We start from the raw sequence: 18,346 nt of genomic DNA on the forward strand, positions 1-18,346 counted from the left end.
AGGTCCTCTCGGCTCAGGGAAAGATCAGGCCGAAGCCGTAGGTGAAGACCGCGTAGGAGAGCCCGGTCGCCAGCACCGAGGTCACCGCCGCCCCGAGAAGGACGCGGCCCCAGCCCGCCCGGCCCTCGGGCCGCTCGAGGAAGCGGCTGCAGGTCAGGATGCAGCACATCAGGAAGGCGGCGGTCGCGGGCAGGAAGCCGAGCGGCTCCAGCAGCAGCACGTAGAGGACGAGCAGCCCGCCGACGGTCAGCGCCGCGAGGATGCCCGGCAGGTGCGGCGGGCCGGCCTGCGCGTCCGTGCCGCGCAGGGCGCCGCGCAGGTCCTGCCGCAGCACCTCGAGCAGGGCGAGCAGGCCGAGGATCAGCACGGCGCGGGGGAAGTCGGCGGGGCCGATGTCGCCGCCGCCGAAGGCCGGGGGCAGCAGTTGCGCCTGCCACAGGCCCCATGCCGCTCCGGCCAGCAGCACGAGATCGAAGAGGATACGTCCGGACAGAAGTCTCATGGAAGTCTCACGCATGTCCCGGGAAAAGGCCGGGCCCGCCGGCGGGAGCAGCGGCGGGCCCGGGGCGAGGCGGGGTCAGTTGCCCGCGACCTCGCGGGTGAGCGGCAGGAGCACCTCCTCGCCGGTCTTCACGAACTCCATCAGCTCGTCGCCGTAGAGCGGCGCGAACTCGACGCCGAGGTTCTTCACCGCCGCCTGGAAGCCCGGATCCTGCACCGCCTGCTGCAGCGCCGCTTCCCAGGCCGCGATCGCCTCGGCCGGCACGCCCGCCGGTGCCGCGATGCCGCGCCACTGGTCGGTGGTCACCTCGAAGCCCGCGTCGGCGAAGGTCGGCACGTCGGGCAGCAGCGAGGTCTTGCTGGTGCTCGCCACCGGCACGAGGCTGCCGTCCCCCTCGATCGCCGAGACCACGTCGGAGGGCGAGAGCACCACCCCGTCGATATGCCCGCCGAGCGCCGCGGCGGTCGCCTCGGAGCCGCCCGGATAGGGCACGAACTTCACCTGCGCGCCAAGCGCCTCGGCGATCGCCAGCGTCATGATGTGCGACGAGGAGCCGACCCCCGCGAAGCCGAGCGTCACCGGCTTCTCCTGCGAGGCGGCGACGAAGCTCGCAAGGTCGGCATGGCCGCTCTTCGGCGACAGGGTCAGCACGTAGGGCTCGGTCACGAGGCGCGCGATATAGTCGAAATCGTCGATCGCGAACTGCACGTTGCCCATGCCGATCAGCGTGTAGAAGGCGTTGTTGGGGATGGTCACCGTGTAGCCGTCGGGCTTGGCGGCAAGCGCCTGCGTGATCCCGACCGCACCGCCGCCCCCGGCGATGTTGCGCACCGCCACGTCCGTGCCGAAGGCCGCCTCCAGCGGGCCCTCGAGGGCGCGGACGAAGTTGTCGGTGCCGCCTCCGGCGCTGTAGGGGACGATGATGGTAACGGTACCATCGGGAAATTCGGCCCGGGCCGGCGCGGCACCGGCGCCGAGCGCGGCGGCAAGCGCAAGCGCGCCAAGGCGGAACATGGGGGTGGATGTCATTCGTTCTCTCCTCCTGTCAAACGAATTGGGGTGGGGTCGGGTGGTCTAGTCGCAGGCCTTTCCGCTGACGCGCCGCCGCAGGTCGGAGCGCGACAGCACGTCGCTGTTCAGCGCCGCGCCGAGGCCCGGCCCGGACGTCGGGAAGATCTGCCCCCGCTCGACGCGCGGCACGTCGGTCATCACGTCGCGGTAGAAGCCCTCGAGATGCGAGCGCACGGTCTCGGCGATGAGCGCGTTCGGCATCGCCGCCATCAGCTGCAGGTTGGCCAGCAGCGTGACCGGCCCGGTGCAGTCATGCGGCGCGATTGTGCGGTCATGGGCCAGCGCGAGATGCGAGATGCGCTGCGCCTCGGTCAGACCGCCGGTCCAGGCGACGTCGAAATTCGCCACGTCGATGGCGCCGCGCCCGAACATCTCGCGGTACCAGGGCAGGGTGCCGAGGTTCTCGGACCCGGCCATGCGCGTTGTCGAGGCCTCGGCGTAGCGCCGCAGGTCGTCGAAATTGTCGAGCTTGATCGCATCCTCCTGCCAGAAGATGCCGTATTCCTCGGTGGCCCGCGCGATCTCGAGCGCCGGCGGCAGGGTCCAGAGCCCGTGGTATTCCATCAGGATGTCCATCTGGTCGCCGACCTCGCCGCGGATCTGCTCGAGCACCCAGAGCGCGTCCTTCATCTGCCCGGCGGTGATCCAGCGCCCGCTGGTCTCGCGCGCGGGGACGTCGAAGGGCCAGATCTTCATCGCGGTGATGCCCTCGTCGAGCAGCTCGCGGGCCAGCCGCGCGGGCTCGTAGACCTGCATGAGCAGGTCCTCGTGGCGGGAAATCTGCTGCGGTGCCTCCGCGTTGCGCGAATAGATCTGGCTGTCGTAGCCGGTGCGCACCTGGTTGTTGTAGTTCGAGTTGGCGCAGGTGTTGTAGAGCCGGAAGCTCTCGTGCACCTGGCCGCCGAGCAGCGTGGTGATCGACTGGCCGAGCGCCCGGCCCCAGAGGTCCCAGAGCGCGATGTCGACCGCCGAGTTGCCGCGGATCTCGATCGAGCGCGTGGGGAAGCCCTGGAAGCGGTTGCCGACGTCGAAGCGCAGCGCCTGCGACAGCCGCGTGCGGTCCATCGGGTTCTCGCCGATCAGCCGCGGCGCGCAGGTCTCGTGGATGTAGGCGCAGACGGCCTCGGGGTTGCGGAAGGTCTCGCCCAGACCGATCAGCCCCTCGTCGGTGTGCACCCGCACCCAGACCAGGTTGCCGAATTCCTCCAGCTGGATGGTTTCGAGACCAATGATGCGCATCCGCGCCTCCTCCGTATTTTCCGGGTCGTGCCCAATCTGTCCTCATGAGTACTAATCTTTACAGATGAGTCAATATTAGTAATCTAGAGTGATCGATTTTTACCGAACCGCTCGACCGCGGACGGGATTTGGGGCATGGTCGCAAGCCACGCCCGCCCGCGGCGCGCAACAGGGACCCTCCGCAGGATGCTTCAAGACCTCCCCTCCCAGGCGCATGCCATGCTTTTGGAAATGCTCAATAAACCGGAATGGACAGGGGGCGGGCGCCTGCCGCCCGAGACCGAGCTCGCGCGGGACATCGGCGTGTCGCGCCCGGTCCTGCGCAAGGCGCTGGCGCGGCTGCGCGACGAGGGACGGGTCTTCTCGCGCCGGGGCTCGGGCAATTACGTGCAGCCGAAGCTGGTGGTCGAGCCGCCGCTCGCCGAGTTCGGCGCGCTGACCATCCAGACCGTGCAGGACATGAAACGCTGCATGCGATTCCGCCAGATCGTCGAGGCGGCGGCGGCGGAAGACGCGGCACGGCTGCAGGACGTGGCGGCGATCCGCGCCATCGAGGCGGCGCACCGTGCCCTCGCCGAGCTTCAGCCGGGGGGCACGGTCTTCGACCGGGATTTCGCCTTCCACCTCGCCGTGGCCGCGGCCTCGGGGAACTCCTACTACCGCTTCGCGCTCGAGACGCTGCGCCAGCAGATCGCGCTCGGGCTGGAATTCGGCCGCAGGCTGAGGGGCATCGCGCAGAACGAGGTGTCGGAGCGGGTGATCGCGGAACACGCGAGCGTGCTCCGCGCCATCCAGGACGCCGATCCGGTGGCCGCCCGCGAGGCCATGTCGCTGCACATCCAGCAGGGCATCCAGCGTCTCTTCGGAGACGAGGAGGGCGGCCGGGGCTGAGCGTCAGGCCGGGGCGTCGACCCGGTTCTCCAGCGCCCCGCCCCTCGCAAGGCTGTTGATGTTGCGCGCAATGGCCTGCTGCCTGCGCGCGATCGTGCCGGTCGTCCAGCCGGACATGTGCGGGGTCAGCGTGACGTTGTCCAGTTCGTGGAACGGATGGTGCCCGGGCAGCGGGTGCGGCTGGTCGGGCGTCGGGTAGACGTACCAGGTGTCGATGATCGCGCCGCCGATCTTCCGGCTGGAGAGCACCTCGTAGAGCGCGTCCTCGTCGATCACCGGCCCCCGGCCGACGTTCATCACGATCGCGTGCGGCCCGAGCGCCCCCAGAACTTCGGCCCCGATCAGCCCGGCGGTGCTGTCGTTCAGCGGCAGGGTGTTGATCAGGATGTCCACCTGCGCGGCCATGTCGGCGAGGCCCGAAAGGTCATGGATCGCCGCGTATCCCGTCGCCGCGACGGGCGAGCGGTTCGCGACCTGCACCTCCATCCCGAAGGCCAGCGCGCGGGCTGCGATGGTCCGCCCGATATGCCCGTGCCCGACGATGCCGATGCTCTGCGCGCCAAGCTCGCTGCGCAGCCCCGAGGGACCGCCCGCCCAGTAGTGCCAGTCGCCGCGCCTCAGCTGGCCGTCGGCCTCGGCCAGCGGCACGTGCCGCGCCAGCAGCGCCGCCATGACGTATTCGGCGATGGCATTCTCGTGGCCGAAGCAGTTGCAGACCGCACAACCCTCCGGCAGCGAGGCGAAATGCACGCCGTCAAAACCCGCCGCCGGAAGCTGGAAGAGCCGCGCCGAGATCGGCGGCTGGCCGGCGCGGCTATAGGTGCCGACCACCACGTCGGCGGCGCGGTAGAGCTCGAGCTCGCCCTCGCCGGCCAGCGCGTCCGATACCGTGGCCAGCTCGTGCGGGGACTCGAGCAGCGCCTCGAACCCGTCGAAGAAGGTGCGCGCGTTGGCGCCGTGGAATACGATCTTCATGTCATCCGAACCCTTGAAGTCGGTGCCCGAGCCGGGCCTTTCAGTAGACGGCGATCTGCGGGAAGCAGAGCATCATCGCCAGCGCAAAGGCCTGCAGGCCGATGAAGGGCAAGAGCGCCCGGAAGATGTCGCCCAGCGAGATGTCGGGCGGCGTGACGGACTTGAGGTAGAAGGCGGCCGGGCCGAAGGGCGGCGACAGGAAGCTCATCTGCATGTTCATGCAGAAGAGCACGCCGAACCAGATCGGGTCCAGACCGAGGCTCTTCACGATCGGCACGAAGATCGGCATGGTCAGCAGCGCGATCCCCACCCAGTCGAGGAAGGCGCCGAGCACGAAGAGGATCGCCATCATCAGCAGCACGATCACCGTCGGGTTGTCCGACACGCCGGTGATCAGCCCGGCGACGAAGTTGATGCCTCCCATCAGGTTGTAGACGCCGACGAGCGCGGTGGCACCGATGCCGATCCAGACGATCATGCCGCAGGTCGAGAGGGTCTGCATCGCGCTGTCGCGCAGGAAGCGCCAGCTGAACTCGCCGCGCAGCATCGCCGAGAGCGCGACGCCCGCGACGCCGACCGCCGAGGCCTCGGTGACCGAGGCGATGCCGGCGTAGATCGAGCCCAGCACGAAGGTGACGACCAGCAGCGGCAGGATCAGCCCCTTGAGAAGGCGCAGCTTCTCGGCCGCCGGGATCTTCTCCTTCGTCGGCGGCGGGGCGACGCCCTCCGAGAAGTAGGAGCGGACCAGCACGTAGCCGACGTAGAGCGAGGCCAGCAGCAGCCCGGGCAGGAAGGAGGCGGTGAAGAGATCGCCGATCGAGACGTTGGCGGTCAGCCCGTACATGATCAGCACGATCGAGGGCGGGATCATCGCGCCGAGCGAGCCGCCGGCGCAGACCACGCCGATCGCGAGGTTGCGGTCGTAGCCCTGGCGCAGCATCTGCGGCAGGGCGATCAGGCCCAGCAGCACGATCTCGCCGCCGATGATCCCGGACATGGCCGCGAGGATCACCGACACGAAGATGGTCTGCACCGCGACGCCGCCGCGGATCCGCCCGCCGATCAGCTTCAGCGCGTCGAAGAGGTCGCGCGCCACGCCGGAGCGGTCGAGCATCGCCGCCATCAGCACGAACATCGGCACCGAGACGAAGACGAAACTGTTGACGAAGGTGTAGATGCGGCTGGTGATCACGGTGATCGACATGGGGCCGAAGAACCCCAGCGCGAAGACCAGCGCGACGAGCAGCGTCACGAAGGCGAGCGGCATGCCGGTCAGCAGCAGCACCACCATGAGGCCGAACATCAGGAGGGTGGCGGGCCCGATGCCGAGCGCCGCCAGGTCGAACATGGCGTGCATGTCAGCTGTCCTTTCCGGGCTTTCTGAGCTGCCGCGCGAGGATCACGGCGAACTGGGCGCACATGACGAGCATCAGCACAAAAAGGAAGATCTTGAGATAGGCCGGGAGCGGCGGGTTCCAGGCGCTGCCCGAGCGTTCGAGCCGCAGGTCCCCCGCCGGCGACCAGACCGCCTTGGTCAGCATCAGCCAGGCCGCGTAGGCGAAGAAGCCGCTGGCGATCATCGAGGCCAGCGAGATGAAGAGGTCGAGCGCCTTGCGCCCGCGCGCGGGCAGGGCGTCGTAGATCATCACGACGCGGATGTGCCGGTCGCGCGAGACGCAGAACAGCCCGCCGTAGAGAAACGCGAGCCCGCAGAGGAAGGTGGCGGTCTCGTGCGCCCAGATGGTCGGTGCGTTCAGCACGTAGCGCAGGAAGACCTCCATCAGCAGGAACAGCGCGGCGGCGACGATGCCGGCGGCGAAGAGGTAGCCGAGTCGGTCGATCCAGTGGCCAAGCAGGCCGGCCTCGGGGATCGGGGCCTCCCGCGTCTCGTGGGTGGGCAGCTCGGCGGCCAGCTCGTGCTGCGCTTCGGGCGTCTGGGGTCTGCTCATCGCGCTGTGGTTCCTTCGATCCGTCGCAGGTCCGGCCGGCGGCAGGGGCGCCGCCGGCCAGCCGGGGTTACTGCAGCAGCCCCTTGTCCTTGAGATAGGCGGTCAGCGTGTCGTAGACCTTCTGCGCCATGGGCGAGCCCGCGGCGACGCCGGCCCACTGCTCCTGCGCGATGGCGCGGAACTTGGCGCGCTCCTCGTCGGACCAGTTGTGGATGGTGATGCCCGCGGCCTCGGCCTTGCCGACCGCCTCGAGGTCGCGCTCCTTGAGCGTGCTCACCTGGGTCTGCTGGAACGCCTTGACCGAAGCCTTGAGCTGGTCCTGGATCTCGGCCGGCAGCGCGTCCCACTTGGCCTTGTTCATCGACACCTCGACCAGCGGCAGCGAGTGGAAGCCCGGGTAGACCGGATGCGTCGCGATCTCGTTCATGCCGGTCTCCTGGTTGACCGAGAAGACCGAGTAGTCGGCGGCGTCGATCACGCCCTTGTCGAGCGAGGTGTAGACCTCGGAGGCGGGCAGGTTCACCGGGTTGGCGCCGGCGGCGGCGAAGACGTTGGCGATCAGCCCCTCGGGCGAGCGCACCTTGACGCCCTTCAGGTCGGCGACGCTGTCGAGCGGCACCTTCGACACGAAAGCCTCAAGCCCGGGGGTGGAGACGCCGATGAACTCGAGCCCGTAGGGGTTGATGAGCTCGTTCATCAGCTCCTTGCCGCCGCCGTTCTCGACGAAGTCGATCATCTGCGCGGGGTCCGCCCAGGCACCGACCGGGTTGGCGATCAGACCGAAGGCCGGGTCACGGCCGGCGAAATAGGAGGTGTCGGTGATGTGCCCGTCGATGATCCCGGCGGCGATGGCGTCGGGGGTCTCCTTGTAGTCGACGATCGAGCCCACCGGCAGCAGTTCGATGCTGACCTTGCCACCGGTCATTTCCTTGACGGTCTCGGTCCAGCCTTGCTGGAAGATGAAGTTCGGGTTGCCCGCCGGGTCGGAGGACTGGAAGCGGAAGCTGTACTCCTGTGCCGAGGCGGCACCGGCAAGGCAGAGGCCGGCAAGCAGCGCGGCGGTGGTGGTCTTCAGGATCATCATGGGCTCCTCCCTTTTGGGGTCCTGGTCGCAATTGGCTTGGGTCCGCGCCGCTCAGGGCGCCGCGAACTCGATCTGCACCTTCATCGCGCGGCTCTTGTCCGAGGCGAGCTCGAAGGCGGGCACCGCGTCCCGCGCCGGCAGCACGCCGGTGAGCACCGGGCGCAGGTCGATCCGGCCCGCGTCGATCATCCGGGCGGCGGTGGCGAACTCGGGCGCGAAGCGGAAGCTGCCGAGGATCTGCAGCTCGCGGGTCACGATGGCGGTCATCGGCAGGCTGGTCTCGGGGCCGAGCCCGACGGTGACCAGCAAGCCGCGCGGGCGCAGGACCCCGCAGGCGGCCAGCACCGCGGCGGGGGCGCCGGAGCATTCGAAGGCGACATCGACCTGGCCTTTCCCGGCGCCGAGCGGGCCAAGCGCCTCCGGGCCCTGCGACAGGTCGATGGTGCGGTCGGCGCCCATTTTCGCCGCCGTCGCCAGCGCCGTGGCCGAGATGTCCGTGGCGATGATCTCCTCCGCCCCGGCAAGGCGGGCGGCGGCGATGGTCAGGCAGCCGATCGGCCCGCAGCCCGAGACGATGACGCGCCTGCCGATCAGGCTGCCGGCAAGGCGCACCGCGTGCAGGCAGACCGCCAGCGGCTCGGACATGGCGGCCAGCGCGAGGTCGGCGTCGGGGGACAGCTTGACCAGCTGTCCGGCGGGCAGGGTGATCTGCGCGCGGAAGAGGCCCTGCTCGTGCGGGAAGCGCATCGCCGAGCCGTTGAACCGCATGTCGAGGCAATGGTTGGCCATGCCCTGCTGGCAATACTCGCAGGCGCCGCAGGGGCGCGAGGGGTTCACCGCCACGCGGTCGCCCTCGGCCAGACCGGTCACGCCGGCGCCGACCTCGGTGACGATGCCCGAGACCTCGTGCCCCAGAGCCATCGGCTCGCGCAGCCGCACGGTGCCGAAGCCGCCGTGGTGGTAGTAGTGCAGGTCGGAGCCGCAGATGCCGCCGTGGCTGATCGCGACGCGCACCTCGCCCGCCGCCGGGGCGGGGGCGGCGGCGATCTCCTCGACGCGCAGGTCCTTCGGGCCATGGATGACGACGGCGCGCATCAGAGCACCGAGCTCATGCCGCCGTCGGCGAAGATCAGCTGCCCCGAGACGTAGTTCGAGGCATCCGAGGCGAGGAAGATGGCGAGCCCGGCCAGCTCTTCGGGCTTGCCCCAGCGGCGCATCGGCGTGCGCCCCTTCACCCACTTGTCGAAGTCGGGGTTCGAGACCAGCGCCTCGTTCATGTCGGTCAGCATGTAGCCGGGCGCGATGGCGTTCGACTGGATGCCGAGCTCGCCCCATTCCGCCGCCATCGCCTTGGTCAGCATCTTGATGCCGCCCTTGGCCACGGTATAGGGCGCGACGGTCGCGCGGGCGAGGTCCGAGGTCAGCGAGCCGATGTTGATCACCTTGCCCCTGCCGCGCGGCGCCATGCGCCTTGCCGCCTCGCGGCCGATGACGAAGGCCGAGGTCAGGTTGGTGTCGATCACCCGCCGCCAATCGGCGGTGTCGAGCTCGAGCATCGGCTTGCGGAACTGGATCCCGGCGTTGTTGACGAGGATGTCGATCGCTTGCCCCTCGGCGTCGAAACGCTCGAAGGCGGCAAGGATCGCGGCCTCGTCGGTCACGTCGAAGCAGGCACCCTCGGCGGCGAAGCCGGCGGCGCGCATCTCGTCCACCGCCTGCGCGAGGCGGGCCTCGTTCGAGCCGTTGAGCACCACCTTGGCGCCGCAGGCGGCGAGCCCCTCGGCCATGGCGCGGCCAAGCCCGCGCGACGCGCCGGTGACCAGCGCGGTGCGCCCGGTGAGATCGAAAAGCTTCAGGCTCATGCGTCCACCTCCGACACGCGGGTGCTGAGGTCGCCGCGCTCGAAGAAGGCGGGCAGCAGCTCGGTGCCGAGGCCGGGGCCTTCCATCGGGTAGACGTAGCCGCCCTCGATGCGCGGCACCTCGGTGACCAGCTCGCGATACCAGCCGTTGTAGAAGGCGCGCACCGACTCCTGGATCAGCGTGTTGGGCTGGCTGAAGGACATGTGGATGGCGGCGATGAAGCCCACCGGCCCGATGCAGTCATGCGGCGCGAAGGGGCGGTGGTAGGTGTCGGCCATGGCGGCGATCTTGCGCCCCTCGGTCAGCCCGCCGGTCCAGCAGAGGTCCGCCATCACCACATGCGCGGCGTCGCGGTCCATGTACTCCTTGTAGGCGAAGCGCGAGCCCAGCGTCTCCGACGCGCAGGTCCAGACCGGGGTCGAGCGGGCGAACTCGGCCAGCGCCTGTGCGTTGTTCATGCGGATCGGATCCTCGTACCAGCGCGGCGCATAGGGCTCGACGGCGCGGGCGATCTCCATCGCCGTGGGCAGGTTCCACAGCGAGTGCATCTCGAGCATGATCTCCATCCTGTCGCCGACGGCCTTGCGGATCAGCTCGAAGGGCTTGATCGCCGCCTTCATCTGCTCGGCGGTGATGTACATGCCCTTGTTCTCGATCCCGGCGGGATCGAAGGGCCAGATCTTCATCGCCGTGATGCCGCTCTCGAGCAGGCTCTCGGCCAACTCGTCCGCCCGGTTCATGAAGGCGTCGAGATCCTCGTAGGGCGAGGGCTCGGCGTCGAGGTTCCAGGTGTCGACCGGCTTGATCTTGTTGGTGCGCACGTAGCGGGTGCCGGCGCAGGTGTTGTAGACCCGGACCTTCTCCCAGCTCTGGCCGCCGAGCACCTTGTGCACCGGCAGGCCGGCGACCTTGCCGAAGATGTCCCAGAGCGCGATGTCCACCGCCGAGGCGGCGCGGTACTCGACCCCGGTCGAGGCCTGCGCATTGGGCAGGCTCACCATTTCCTTGTGCAGGAGCTCGATGTTGAGCGGGTCCTGCCCGAGCAGCCGCACCGCCAGCGTGTTGTGGATATGCGCCTCGCAGGCCTCGGCGCCGTAGAAGGTCTCGCCGAGCCCGGTGATGCCTGCGTCGGTCTCCACGTGGACCCAGAGAACATTGGCAAATTCCTCCGCACGGAAGGTGCGGATCGCGGTGATTTTCATTGATTTCCTCCAGGCCGGGCACGCCGGGCTGTGTCTCCGTAACCCGGGCCGAAGGATCGAGTCGGTCCTGCCGCGGGGTTTCCCGGGACATGGTGTAGAGAGGCTGATAGGGTATGATCAAGCTAAAAGTGACTTTTGGTGCTACCAAAATCGCAAACCTGTATGAAAGGTCAGAAGACATGAGCACACAGGAAAGGGGTCTCGTCGATCGGGCGGTGGCCGACCTGCGCGCCTATATCCGCAAGGAAAACATGAAGGTGGGGGATGCGCTGCCGAGCGAGCAGGCGCTTTCGGCGCAGCTCGGCGTGTCGCGCACCGTGGCCCGCGAGGCGATGCGCGCGCTGGCGGCGCTGGGGGTTCTGCAGATCGGCAACGGCAGGCGCGCGCGGGTCGCGGCGATGAACGCCGACGCCATGTCGATTCTTCTCGACCACACGGTCTACAGCGGCCAGCTGTCGATCCAGCAGGTGCTCGACGTGCGCCGCACGCTCGAATTGCGCACCGCGGGGCTTGCCGCACTGCGCCGGTCAGACGAGCAGGCGCGCGAGCTGCTCGAGATCGTCGACCAGATGTTCGCGGCGCTGCGCGGCGACCAGGGCCGGATCATGGACCTCGACATCCGCTTCCACGCGCTGATCGCCCGCGCCTCGGGCAACGCGCTCTACGAGCTGCTGGTCGGAAGTTACGGGGTGATCACGCGGCAGACCTGGGCAATCGGCTGGCGGGCGCGCGGCTCGGAGGAGAACCGCGAGGAGAACATCCGCTGCCACGAGCGCATCGCCACGGCGATCATGATGCAGGACAGCACCAGGGCAGAGGCCGCGATGACCGAGCATTTCGAAACCGCGATCTCGGTGCTGATCCGGGCGGGGGTGACGTGATCCCGGCAGCGCCCTCGGGACGGTGGCTCGACGACCGGACGGGCGCCGGTCGTCGAGGGCGGGCGCCGCGCCTAGCGCCAGAACACCAGCCTGCGTTCGAGCAGCGAGACCACCGCGAAGAAGCCGAGGCTGGCCACCGAGGCGACGAAGATCGCGGCCCAGACCTGCACGAAGTCGATGACGATCACCGCCTGGTAGATCACCCAGCCGAGCCCGCCGTAGGCGCCGAGCATCTCGGTCACGATGGCGACGATCAGGCTGCGCACGGTCGACAGGCGCATCCCCGACAGGATCAGCGGCAGGGCGGTCGGCAGGCGCAGCTTCCACAGGATCGCGGCCCGGCTCGCGCCGAAGCTGCGCATCAGGTTCACCGAGCGCTCGTCCACCCGGTCGAAGCCGGCGAGCGCCGAGACGAACATGGTGAAGCTCACGGCCACGGCGACCATCACGATCTTCGAGCTGACGCCCATGCCGAACCACAGCAGGATCAGCGGCGAGAAGGCCACCACGGGCACCGAATTGACCGCCGTGGCCGCGGGCACGATCACCTTGCGCAGCGGCGGCACCAGCGTGACGGCCAGCGCGAGGCCGACGCCGATGGCGCCGCCGAGCAGGTAGCCGGCCAGCGCCTCGCCCAGCGTGTAGGCCGCGGCCTCGCCGAGCACGGCGCGGGCGGTCCAGAACCGCGCGAGGATCTCCGAGACCGCGGGCAGGATGTAGCTCGGCAGGTCGAAGAGCCGGGCCGCCAGCTCCCAGACCGCGAAGAGGGCGAGCCCGCCGAAGATGCCGCGGGCAAGCGCGTGCGGCGAGGGGGTCATGGGATCTTGGGTCATGCGCTTTCACCTCCCCAGAAGACGATGCGCTTCTCGGCAAGGCCGATGGCGGCGAAGAAGGCGACGCCGAGCACCGCCGAGCACAGGATGCTGGCCCAGATGGCGACCATGTTCTCGGCATACATGCCCTGCAGCAGCAGCACGCCGAGCCCGGTGGTGTCGCCGAACCATTCGCCCACCACGGCCCCGGCGAGGCCGAGCGCCGAGGCGATGCGCAGCGCGACGAAGATGTGGGGCAGGGCGGTCGGGAAGCGCAGCTTGCGCATGATCTCGCGCTCGGAGGCGCCGAAGCTGCGCAGGAGCTGCACCTGCCTTTCGTCCACCGCCCGCATCCCGAGCAGCGCGTTCACGGTGACCGGGAAGAAGGTCAGGTAGAAGACGATCACCGCCTTGGCGAGGATGGTGTTGCCGAACCACATGACGACCAGCGCGCCGAAGGCGATGACCGGGATCGTCTGCGAGACGATGAAGATCGGGAAGATGGTCTCGCGCAGGACGCGCAGCCGCGAGAAGGCAATGCCGATCCAGATGCCGAAAAGCGCCCCGGCCCCGAAGCCGAGCAGCGTCTCGAGCCCGGTGCGGATCATCGCGTCGCGATAGGCGGCGGGGGTGCGCAGGATCGCCTCGATCACCGCGCTCGGCCGGGGCAGCACGTAGGGCCGGATGCCGAAGGTGACGACCAGCAGCTCGACCGCGAGCAGGACCGCCGCCAGCGCGGCGGCGCCCTTCAGCAGCGGAACCACGGCGCCGAAGCGCCGTGTCCCGGGCAGCGAGCCCGCAGTATTGGCCTGCACCGTCATTCCGGCAGGCGCTCGGCCGCGGGGATCGCGTCGACGAACTGGCTGTCGAAGGCGCTCTCGAGGTCGATCGGGCCGCCAAGCACCTCGTAATCCACGAGGATCTTGTGCGCGCTCGCCACCGCGTCCATGTCGATGGTGAAGAGGCCCTTCTCGGCGGCGGCCCCGGCCAGCATGATCTTCTCGACCTCGTCGAGCATGAACTCCTGGTGCGGGCGCTCGAGCGTCGGCGCCTCCTTCAGGATCAGGTCGATCGCGGCCTGCTTGTCGGCGAAGGCGTCGAGCCAGCCCTTGACCGAGGCGCGCACGAAGCCCTGCACGAGGTCGGGATGCGCCGCCGCGAAGTCGTTGCCGACGATCAGCGTGTCACGCGGGAAGGAGACGCCGAAATCCTCGGGCACGAAGCGCTTGAGGTTCTCCTCGCCGACGCGCTGCATCAGCGTGTAATACTCGTTGTAGCGGGTGGCGGTGACCACGTCGACCTGGCCGTCGACGAAGGGTGTGACCGAGACCTGCTGCGGCTGGATGTTCATGTCCGTGCGGTCGATGCCATTGGCGGCCAGCATGCCGAAGAGCACGTAGTTGGCGCCGGTGAACCAGGTGGTGATCGCCGCGTCCTTGAAGTCCGCGATCTCCTGCACCGGGCCGTCGGCCTTGGAGACGAAGACGAAGGGGGTCTCCTGGTGCGAGATGCCGATGCAGGTGATCGGCAGGCCCTTCTCGATGGCGGCGAACACCGAGTCCGTGCCGCCCGACAGGCCGAAGGTGTCGGCGCCGGTCGCCACGAGGTTCTCGGTCAGCAGGTTCGGCCCGCCCGGGTTGATCGTGAGGTCAAGGCCCTCGTCCGCGTAGTAGCCCTTTGCCTTGGCAATGTAGAAGCCGACGAACTGGGCCTGCGGCAGCCACTTGAGGCGCAGCGAGACGGGCTCGAGATCGGCCGCGTGCACGGCGGGCGCGGCAAGCATCGCGGCCGAGGCGGCCAGACCGAGCGTGGAGAGGAAGGAACGTCTTTTCATCGCAGTACTCCATGTTGGGGGTGGACCCGGTTGGCCCGGGCTTGGTGGCTTTGACCCCGGGGTTCAGTGGGAGGCGGGGCCGAAGGTCTTCATGCTCTCTTCCTCGATCGCGTCGAGCAGCTCGCGCTTGAGGGAGATGAACTCGGGGGAGGTGACGAGGTCGGCGCCGCGCGGGCGCGGCAGGTCGACCTTGCGCGACAGCTTGATCGCGCCGGGCCGGGCGGTCATCACCAGCACCTTGTCGCCAAGGAAGATCGCCTCGTCGACGTCATGGGTGATGAAGAGCACGGTGCGCCGGTGCTTCTGCCAGACGTCGAGCAGCCAGCGCTGCATCATGGTGCGGGTCAGCGCGTCGAGCGCGCCGAAAGGCTCGTCTAGCAGCATCAGGTCGCGCTTGAACATGAAGGTGCGCATCAGCGCGACGCGCTGGCGCATGCCGCCCGACAGCTCGTGCGGGTACTTGTCGGCAAAGCCGGCAAGGCCGAACTCGGGCAACATCCGCTGCGCCTCGGCGCGCGCCTCGGCCCGGTTCGCGCCCTCGATCTCCAGCGGCAGGATGGCGTTGTCGATCACGTTGCGCCAGGCCAGCAGCAGGTCGCGCTGCGGCATGAAGGACACCTGCCCGAGCAGCTGGCGCGCATGCACCGACTGGCCCTCGAAACGCAGCACCGAGCCCGCGTCGGGCTCCTCGAGCCCGGCGACGATGTTGAACAGCGTGGACTTGCCGCAGCCCGAGGGACCGACCACCGTGACGAACTCTCCGGGCTGGACCGCGAGATCCACGCCGTTGAGCGCCTGCACCTCGCCGAAGGTCTTCGAAAGCCTGCGCAGGTCGAGGATCGGCTCTTCGGCAGGGGTCATGGCGGGCTCCGTCGTGCTGGGGTGGGTCATTGGCATGTTCATGTGGTCAGGGCCCTTTCGAGCATGCGGAAGAAGGCGTCGTTGTCGGCGCTCTCGATGATGCGCGCGTTCTCGATGTACTCCGGCCAGCGCGAACCGAGCCTCGCCGGGTGGATGGCGGAATGGCCGCGGGTGATCGTTCCGCCGGTCTCGATCCGCACCACCGCCCGGCGCGCGGCGGTGATGATCGACGGGTCGATCGCGCAGGCGCAGGTCAGCGTGTCGGGGTGGGTGCAGATCACCTTGCCGTAGCGCTGCTCGGCGACCTTGCGCGGCGTGGCCGAGACCTTGCGGTAGAACTCGGTCAGCGGGGTCGCGTGCGCGTCGAGCCGGGCCAGCTGCGCCGCGTCGAAGACCGACGAGCCCAGGGTCAGCGTCCAGGTCGAGAGCGTGATCTCGAACCCGGCGCGGAAGACGATCGCCGCCGCCTCGGGGTCGATGTAGAAGTTGAACTCGGCGCAGGGGGTGACGTTGCCGACCGAGTTGTCGGTGCCGCCCATGATCCACAGGTGCTTGAGCGCCTTGGCGATGCGCGGCTCGCGGGTGACCGCGAGCGCGAGGTTGGTCAGCGGCGCCTGCGCGATCATCTCGATCTCGCCCGGCGCCGCCATGATCCGCTCGATCAGCGCATCCACCGCGTGCATCTCCTCGGGGCGCTGGCGGGCGCGCGGCAGGTCCGCGCCGCTCATCCCGTCCGCCCCGTGCATCTGCGCCGGCTCCCAGTCGGCCAGCAGCGGCCGCCGCGCGCCGAGATAGACCGGCACCTCGCCGGACTTGCCCGCGGCCTCGATGGTCGCGAGCGCGTTCTCGGCCTGCTGGTCGAAATCGACATTCCCGTTGCAGATCGTCACGGCCTCGAGTGTCACGCCCGGCGTCTTCATCGCCAGCAGCAGCGAGAAGGTGTCGTCCCCCGCGGTATCGGTGTCGATGATGAGGCGCATCAGTAGAACTCGAACCCCATGGTGCGGGCGTGGTAGTAGAAGCCGCCGTCCTGCACGATCAGGAACTCGGCGCGGCTGTCGCCGTCGTTGTGGTGGCTGTGCTTGGCGGCCGGCGGGGTCAGCAGCGTCGCCCAGGGGCTCCAGTCGCATTTCCGGTCATCGACCATCGAGTAGGCCGGATCCCCGGCGACGGCGAGCGTCAGGGCCGCCGAGTTGTGCTTGTGCGGCGGCTGGAAGCTGTGCGGCTTCAGCGTGTTGAGCGACAGGGTTAGCGTCGGGGCGATGTTGCGGCTCGCCTCGGTCTGCGCGGCGGAGAAGATCAGCGCGTGGCCCGAGGTCGTGGCATTGGCGCCCCGCTGGTAGACGGTGTCGAGCTGGTGCTCGATCTCGGCGGCGGGGAAATGCACGAGCCCGGTCGCGGCCTCGGCGCCGGTGATCGGCGCGGCCTTCTCGAAGGCCAGCTGCGGATCGTTCCCGACGGCCCAGAACACGGCGGTCTCGGTCGCCTCGATCCGGCTCTCCACCCCGCCCGGCAGCAGGAAGACGTCACCCTTGCCGAGCGTCGCGGTCTCGGCGCCGACGGTCAGCGTGGCGCTCCCCTCGATCACGTACCAGATCGAGGCGGTGCAGGTGAGCGTGGTGTCGAGGCTCGCGCCCGCCAGCACGGTCGCGTAGCGCGCCAGCATGAGCGGGGTGGTGGCGGGGAAGGGGCAGCCGAGCTCGGCGGAAAGGTCGCAGAGCACCCAGCCGGTCGCGTCCTTGGCCATCGCCTTCGCCGGCTCGTCGCGCAGGATCCGCGGCGGCACCGGCGGCAGCTTGATGTTGAAGGCGTTGCCCGAGTTGAAGTAGCGCCCGCGGGCCTCGGCCTCGTTCTTCGGCGCGCGCGGCAGTTGCACCGGCATTTCGGCCATATCGTTGATCGTCATGAGAGATCTCCTTTGTCTCGGGTGGCGGAGGCGGCGTGCAGGCAGGTGTCGAGCAGCACCTGGGCCCCGGCGGCCACGTGCGCCGGTTCGGCCCATTCCTCGGGGTGATGGCTGAGCCCGCCGCGGCAGGGGATGAAGATCATCGCCGAGGGCGCGAGCGGGGCCATGTGCCGGGCGTCGTGCCCGGCGGCGGAAAGCAGGTCTGTGGCCGGCAGGCCGCGCGCGGCGGCGCTGCCGAGGATCGCGCGGCGCAGCGCGGGCGAGAAGGTGTTGGCCGGGGCGTCGACCATGGACCGCACCTCGACGGCGCAGGGCGCCGCCACGGCGCGCGCGGCCGCCTCGAGCGCGAGGCCGGTCCGGTCCAGCACGTCGTTCCGGGGGTGGCGCAGGTCGATGCGGAAGCGCACCGTCGCGGGCACGACCGAGGGCGCGTTCGGCAGCACCTCGACCCGGCCGATGGTGAAGCGGATGTCGGGCCCGGCTTGAAGCGCGGCCTCCTGCATGGCCAGCGCGACGCGGGCAAAGGCCTGCACCGCGTCGGCCCGGCGCTCCATGGGCTCGGTCCCGGCATGGGCCTCGCGGCCCGAGAGGGTGACCTCGTAGGTCTTCTTGCCCTGGATGCCGGTGACCGCGCCGATGACCAGCGCCTCGCGCTCGAGGTGGTCGGCCTGTTCGATGTGCGGCTCGATGTAGGCGTGCAGCGGGAAGCCCGGCGCGATGCGCGGCACCCCGGGGAAGGCCTCGGCGAGGCGCTCGAGTTCGGAGGCGACGCTCACCCCGGCGGCGTCGGTGACCGCGCCGACCTGCGCGAGGCTGCGATGGCCCGAGAACACCTCGGATCCCATCATGCCGGGCGCGAAACGGCCGCCCTCCTCGTTCATCCAGGCGACGAGGGTGATCGGGCGGGGCGGGACGATGCCCCTGTCATGCAGCGTCTCGAGCACCTCGAAGGCGGCGAGCACGCCGAAGACACCGTCGAAGCGCCCGCCGGTCGGCTGGCTGTCGAGATGCGAGCCGATCAGCACCGGCGCGCCCCCGGACGTGCCGGGCAGGGTCAGGAAGAGGTTTCCCGCCGTGTCGAAACTCGGCGAAAGCCCGATGGCCTCGCCCCAGCCGATCAGCCGCGCCATGGCGGCACGGTCCTCGGCGGAGAGGGCCTGCCGGTCGACGCCGCCGTCGGCGCGGGCGCCGATCTCGGCCATCGACATGAGCCGCGACCAGAGCCGCGCCCCGTCGATCCGGGGAAGGGAAGGCTGGGAGAGGTCCATCGGGCGCAT

The 18,346-nt window shown here is 69.4% G+C and carries 19 protein-coding genes; 2 read left to right on the forward strand and 17 right to left on the reverse strand.

The features are described from left to right. Positions 1-13 precede the first annotated feature (13 nt). The 3 genes from PVT71_RS25810 to PVT71_RS25820 all read right to left on the reverse strand — a co-directional run bounded on the left by PVT71_RS25810 (position 14) and on the right by PVT71_RS25820 (position 2,812). Positions 14-502, reverse strand: coding sequence for a tripartite tricarboxylate transporter TctB family protein (locus tag PVT71_RS25810; RefSeq protein WP_353476068.1), 489 nt, complete (start codon positions 500-502; stop codon positions 14-16). Between the two features lie 75 nt (positions 503-577). Then, entirely contained in the window at positions 578-1,531 is a 954-nt protein-coding gene (locus tag PVT71_RS25815; protein WP_353476069.1) for a tripartite tricarboxylate transporter substrate binding protein, read from the reverse strand. 45 nt (positions 1,532-1,576) lie between these two features. Further along, positions 1,577-2,812 carry a mandelate racemase/muconate lactonizing enzyme family protein gene (locus tag PVT71_RS25820; RefSeq protein WP_353476070.1) on the reverse strand — a complete coding sequence of 412 codons (1,236 nt, stop codon included), beginning with the start codon at positions 2,810-2,812 and terminating at the stop codon, positions 1,577-1,579. A gap of 219 nt (positions 2,813-3,031) precedes the next feature. Here PVT71_RS25820 and PVT71_RS25825 point away from each other — a divergent pair, with 219 nt between their 5' ends. Further along, the gene (locus PVT71_RS25825; RefSeq protein ID WP_353476071.1) at positions 3,032-3,703 is read left to right on the forward strand and encodes an FCD domain-containing protein; all 672 of its coding nucleotides are present in this window, start codon (positions 3,032-3,034) and stop codon (positions 3,701-3,703) included. 3 nt (positions 3,704-3,706) lie between these two features. On the opposite strand, the gene PVT71_RS25830 is transcribed toward PVT71_RS25825, so the two are convergent. The 7 genes from PVT71_RS25830 to PVT71_RS25860 all read right to left on the reverse strand — a co-directional run bounded on the left by PVT71_RS25830 (position 3,707) and on the right by PVT71_RS25860 (position 10,775). Next, positions 3,707-4,678 (reverse strand): 2-hydroxyacid dehydrogenase, encoded by a 972-nt coding sequence (locus tag PVT71_RS25830; protein ID WP_353476072.1) that lies wholly within the window; start codon positions 4,676-4,678, stop codon positions 3,707-3,709. A 40-nt stretch (positions 4,679-4,718) separates the two neighbouring features. Then, a complete protein-coding gene (locus tag PVT71_RS25835; RefSeq protein WP_353476073.1) occupies positions 4,719-6,035 on the reverse strand; it encodes a TRAP transporter large permease subunit in 1,317 nt (438 codons plus the stop codon). A gap of 1 nt (position 6,036) precedes the next feature. Then, positions 6,037-6,627, reverse strand: coding sequence for a TRAP transporter small permease (locus PVT71_RS25840; RefSeq protein ID WP_353476074.1), 591 nt, complete (start codon positions 6,625-6,627; stop codon positions 6,037-6,039). Between the two features lie 67 nt (positions 6,628-6,694). Then, positions 6,695-7,711, reverse strand: a complete 1,017-nt coding sequence (locus tag PVT71_RS25845; RefSeq protein WP_353476075.1) for a TRAP transporter substrate-binding protein — start codon at positions 7,709-7,711, stop codon at positions 6,695-6,697. A 51-nt stretch (positions 7,712-7,762) separates the two neighbouring features. After that, positions 7,763-8,806 carry an L-idonate 5-dehydrogenase gene (locus tag PVT71_RS25850; RefSeq protein WP_353476076.1) on the reverse strand — a complete coding sequence of 348 codons (1,044 nt, stop codon included), beginning with the start codon at positions 8,804-8,806 and terminating at the stop codon, positions 7,763-7,765. Continuing rightward, on the reverse strand, positions 8,806-9,573 hold the full coding sequence (locus PVT71_RS25855; protein ID WP_353476077.1) for an SDR family oxidoreductase: 768 nt from the start codon (positions 9,571-9,573) through the stop codon (positions 8,806-8,808). Before PVT71_RS25855 ends, PVT71_RS25850 begins: the two co-directional genes overlap by 1 nt. Further along, positions 9,570-10,775, reverse strand: a complete 1,206-nt coding sequence (locus tag PVT71_RS25860) for a mandelate racemase/muconate lactonizing enzyme family protein (protein WP_353476078.1) — start codon at positions 10,773-10,775, stop codon at positions 9,570-9,572. Before PVT71_RS25860 ends, PVT71_RS25855 begins: the two co-directional genes overlap by 4 nt. A 179-nt stretch (positions 10,776-10,954) precedes the next feature. On the opposite strand from PVT71_RS25860, the gene PVT71_RS25865 reads away from it, so the two are divergent. After that, complete coding sequence (locus PVT71_RS25865; RefSeq protein ID WP_353476079.1) at positions 10,955-11,656, forward strand: FadR/GntR family transcriptional regulator; 702 nt, start codon at positions 10,955-10,957, stop codon at positions 11,654-11,656. A 71-nt stretch (positions 11,657-11,727) separates the two neighbouring features. Here the strand turns inward: PVT71_RS25865 and PVT71_RS25870 are convergent, their stop codons facing one another. The 7 genes from PVT71_RS25870 to PVT71_RS25900 form a co-directional block, all read right to left on the reverse strand. Then, positions 11,728-12,489 (reverse strand): ABC transporter permease, encoded by a 762-nt coding sequence (locus tag PVT71_RS25870; protein WP_353476080.1) that lies wholly within the window; start codon positions 12,487-12,489, stop codon positions 11,728-11,730. Continuing rightward, entirely contained in the window at positions 12,486-13,283 is a 798-nt protein-coding gene (locus PVT71_RS25875) for an ABC transporter permease (RefSeq protein WP_353476081.1), read from the reverse strand. Before PVT71_RS25875 ends, PVT71_RS25870 begins: the two co-directional genes overlap by 4 nt. Before the next feature lie 2 nt (positions 13,284-13,285). Continuing rightward, entirely contained in the window at positions 13,286-14,302 is a 1,017-nt protein-coding gene (locus tag PVT71_RS25880) for an ABC transporter substrate-binding protein (protein ID WP_353476082.1), read from the reverse strand. 63 nt (positions 14,303-14,365) lie between these two features. Beyond that, on the reverse strand, positions 14,366-15,163 hold the full coding sequence (locus PVT71_RS25885; RefSeq protein ID WP_353476083.1) for an ABC transporter ATP-binding protein: 798 nt from the start codon (positions 15,161-15,163) through the stop codon (positions 14,366-14,368). Between the two features lie 38 nt (positions 15,164-15,201). Then, on the reverse strand, positions 15,202-16,143 hold the full coding sequence (locus tag PVT71_RS25890) for a nucleoside hydrolase (protein ID WP_353476084.1): 942 nt from the start codon (positions 16,141-16,143) through the stop codon (positions 15,202-15,204). Beyond that, positions 16,143-17,069, reverse strand: a complete 927-nt coding sequence (locus PVT71_RS25895; protein ID WP_353476085.1) for a cupin domain-containing protein — start codon at positions 17,067-17,069, stop codon at positions 16,143-16,145. The genes PVT71_RS25890 and PVT71_RS25895 overlap by 1 nt, the downstream gene beginning before the upstream one ends. Beyond that, a complete protein-coding gene (locus tag PVT71_RS25900) occupies positions 17,066-18,337 on the reverse strand; it encodes a M20 family metallo-hydrolase (protein WP_353476086.1) in 1,272 nt (423 codons plus the stop codon). The genes PVT71_RS25895 and PVT71_RS25900 overlap by 4 nt, the downstream gene beginning before the upstream one ends. Between the last annotated feature and the right edge of the window lie 9 nt (positions 18,338-18,346).

The sequence above is a fragment of the Salipiger sp. H15 genome (assembly GCF_040409955.1).
GTDB lineage: Bacteria > Pseudomonadota > Alphaproteobacteria > Rhodobacterales > Rhodobacteraceae > Salipiger.

Excerpts from the sequence above, each read along its gene's own strand:
- PVT71_RS25810 (WP_353476068.1), bottom strand. The coding sequence starts at position 502 with ATGAGACTTCTGTCCGGACGTATCCTCTTCGATCTCGTGCTGCTGGCC.
- PVT71_RS25815 (WP_353476069.1), bottom strand. The coding sequence starts at position 1,531 with ATGACATCCACCCCCATGTTCCGCCTTGGCGCGCTTGCGCTTGCCGCC.
- PVT71_RS25820 (WP_353476070.1), bottom strand. The coding sequence starts at position 2,812 with ATGCGCATCATTGGTCTCGAAACCATCCAGCTGGAGGAATTCGGCAAC.
- PVT71_RS25825 (WP_353476071.1), top strand. The coding sequence starts at position 3,032 with ATGCTTTTGGAAATGCTCAATAAACCGGAATGGACAGGGGGCGGGCGC.
- PVT71_RS25830 (WP_353476072.1), bottom strand. The coding sequence starts at position 4,678 with ATGAAGATCGTATTCCACGGCGCCAACGCGCGCACCTTCTTCGACGGG.
- PVT71_RS25835 (WP_353476073.1), bottom strand. The coding sequence starts at position 6,035 with ATGCACGCCATGTTCGACCTGGCGGCGCTCGGCATCGGGCCCGCCACC.
- PVT71_RS25840 (WP_353476074.1), bottom strand. The coding sequence starts at position 6,627 with ATGAGCAGACCCCAGACGCCCGAAGCGCAGCACGAGCTGGCCGCCGAG.
- PVT71_RS25845 (WP_353476075.1), bottom strand. The coding sequence starts at position 7,711 with ATGATGATCCTGAAGACCACCACCGCCGCGCTGCTTGCCGGCCTCTGC.
- PVT71_RS25850 (WP_353476076.1), bottom strand. The coding sequence starts at position 8,806 with ATGCGCGCCGTCGTCATCCATGGCCCGAAGGACCTGCGCGTCGAGGAG.
- PVT71_RS25855 (WP_353476077.1), bottom strand. The coding sequence starts at position 9,573 with ATGAGCCTGAAGCTTTTCGATCTCACCGGGCGCACCGCGCTGGTCACC.
- PVT71_RS25860 (WP_353476078.1), bottom strand. The coding sequence starts at position 10,775 with ATGAAAATCACCGCGATCCGCACCTTCCGTGCGGAGGAATTTGCCAAT.
- PVT71_RS25865 (WP_353476079.1), top strand. The coding sequence starts at position 10,955 with ATGAGCACACAGGAAAGGGGTCTCGTCGATCGGGCGGTGGCCGACCTG.
- PVT71_RS25870 (WP_353476080.1), bottom strand. The coding sequence starts at position 12,489 with ATGACCCAAGATCCCATGACCCCCTCGCCGCACGCGCTTGCCCGCGGC.
- PVT71_RS25880 (WP_353476082.1), bottom strand. The coding sequence starts at position 14,302 with ATGAAAAGACGTTCCTTCCTCTCCACGCTCGGTCTGGCCGCCTCGGCC.
- PVT71_RS25885 (WP_353476083.1), bottom strand. The coding sequence starts at position 15,163 with ATGACCCCTGCCGAAGAGCCGATCCTCGACCTGCGCAGGCTTTCGAAG.
- PVT71_RS25890 (WP_353476084.1), bottom strand. The coding sequence starts at position 16,143 with ATGCGCCTCATCATCGACACCGATACCGCGGGGGACGACACCTTCTCG.
- PVT71_RS25895 (WP_353476085.1), bottom strand. The coding sequence starts at position 17,069 with ATGACGATCAACGATATGGCCGAAATGCCGGTGCAACTGCCGCGCGCG.
- PVT71_RS25900 (WP_353476086.1), bottom strand. The coding sequence starts at position 18,337 with ATGGACCTCTCCCAGCCTTCCCTTCCCCGGATCGACGGGGCGCGGCTC.